General features: G+C 49.1%; 2 protein-coding genes. Both read left to right on the forward strand.

Annotated elements, in window-relative coordinates; all coding sequences use genetic code 11:
* The coding region (locus RMO84_RS12810) for a metallophosphoesterase (protein WP_396135845.1) at positions 1 to 582 on the forward strand (582 nt) is incomplete at its 5' end.
* A 189-nt stretch (positions 583 to 771) separates the two neighbouring features.
* A complete protein-coding gene (gatA, locus tag RMO84_RS12815; RefSeq protein ID WP_310488841.1) occupies positions 772 to 2223 on the forward strand; it encodes an Asp-tRNA(Asn)/Glu-tRNA(Gln) amidotransferase subunit GatA in 1452 nt (483 codons plus the stop codon).
* The last annotated feature ends 46 nt before the right edge of the window (positions 2224 to 2269 follow it).

The following is a 2269-nucleotide window of genomic DNA, read 5'->3' on the forward strand; positions in this document are numbered from 1 at the left end:
CACATAATCGCCGGTCAACACGACAATGTGTTGCGGCGTTCGACAGACATCCACGAATTAGCTCCTGTCCTCGCCACAATGAATCCGCGTCATGGGATATTCTCTGTTTTGGGCAATCACGATGTTTTTAATGATGCCGAACCAATTCGTACGGCCATCAAACAAGCTGGCATCGTTCTCCTCGAAAATACCATTTTTACCATCCACCGCGATCTCGCTACATTAAATATCGCTGGCGTGGGTGACGTCTTTGCCGAAGAAGATAAACTCGATCGAGTATTAGCCCAATTACCCACCACGGGAGCGGCAATTATGCTCGCCCACGAGCCAGATTTTGCCGATGAAACTGCCGCTACTGGCAGATTTGGACTCCAATTATCCGGACACTCCCACGGCGGCCAAATTCGGATTCCCTTCTATGATGGCTATCTCCCAGAATTGGCGCGTAACTATCCCTTGGGACGCTATCAAGTTAAAGACATGGTTCAATACACTAGTCGCGGCATCGGCACGATCAAACTCTATGCCCGATTTAATTGTCGTCCAGAAATTTCCGTGTTTAAGCTAGTGGCTAGGGGATAGGGAACAGGGGATAGGGGATAGGGATATCGCTAAAATGTAAGAACAAATCTCTAATGTTGGCTAAAGAACCGATATAATCCAAAAGCAAATACGCCTTGGGAATAGTTAAGATCTTGAATTTCGATCTACTTCCTAGCCTAGATTTTTTAATCTCTATTCTCTATCCCCTATCCCCTATCCCCTCTTCACATGGCATCTATTCGCGAGTTGCATCATCAGCTAGTTACCAAACAACGATCGGCAGTAGAAATCGCCACTGAAGCGATCGAGCGAGTCAACCAACTCGAACCCAAACTGCGGAGTTTCTTGTGTACCACGCCGACGCAAGCCCTCGCCCAAGCTCGATCGGTAGATGCCAAAATTGCCGCTGGTGAAGACATCCCATTGCTGGCGGGGATTCCGATCGCGCTCAAAGATAATATGTGTACCCAAGGGATTCCAACTACTTGCGGTTCCAAGATTTTGGCGGGATTCGTGCCACCCTACGAATCCACCGTTACCCAAAAGCTCCAAGATTTAGGCGCGGTATCCTTGGGCAAAACTAATCTCGACGAATTTGCCATGGGCAGTTCGACCGAGAATTCAGCTTATCAAGTCACCGCCAATCCGTGGGATCTCGAAAGAGTACCAGGCGGATCTTCCGGCGGTTCCGCAGCAGCCGTATCGGGTTCAGAATGCGTTGTATCGCTCGGTTCCGATACTGGTGGCTCTATTCGTCAACCAGCGTCTTTTTGTGGCGTAGTGGGGCTAAAACCGACCTATGGACTGGTATCGCGATTCGGTCTGGTAGCTTATGCTTCCTCCCTCGATCAAATCGGCCCCTTTGCGCGGACGGTAGAAGATGCGGCAATTCTGCTTGAAGCGATCGCCGGTTACGATCCCAAAGATTCCACCAGTCTTAAGATCGAGATTCCTAAGTATTCCCAATTACTCACCCCAGACTTACCTAAAGGGCTGAAAATCGGGGTGATTACTGAAACTTTCGGCGAAGGTTTAGATCCGCAAGTCGCGGCATCTGTCCAGCAAGCGATCGAACATTTTCGCGCTCTCGGTGCAGAAGTTCGCGAAATTTCTTGTCCGCGATTCCGCTATGGCTTACCCACCTATTACGTAATCGCTCCCTCTGAAGCCTCAGCAAATCTAGCTCGCTACGATGGCGTCAAGTATGGATTTAGAGCTGAAGCTGACAACTTGATGTCGATGTATACTCAAACCAGAGCCGCTGGATTTGGGGCAGAAGTCAAACGCAGGATTATGCTCGGTACCTATGCGCTGTCGGCGGGTTATTACGATGCCTATTATCTCAAAGCCCAAAAGGTGCGGACGCTGATTAAAGAAGATTTTGAAGCCGCCTTTAGTCAAGTTGATATCTTAATTACTCCTACCGCACCGACGACGGCATTTAAAGCTGGCGAAAAAACTGCCGATCCGTTGAGCATGTATCTCTCCGACTTAATGACGATTCCCGTCAATCTGGCGGGTTTGCCTGGAATTAGTATCCCCTGCGGTTTTGACGATAAGGGAATGCCGATCGGCTTGCAATTACTCAGCAATGTATTGCGCGAAGATCTCTTGCTCCAAGTCGCCCATGTCTACGAGCAGTCTACCGAATGGCACAAGCGATCGCCACAATTAATCTAAGGCGATTGACTATCTTTGCCAAGCTAAATTAGGGTAGGGGTAATTC

The organism is Chamaesiphon sp. VAR_69_metabat_338 (genome assembly GCF_031423935.1).
GTDB lineage: Bacteria > Cyanobacteriota > Cyanobacteriia > Cyanobacteriales > Chamaesiphonaceae > Chamaesiphon.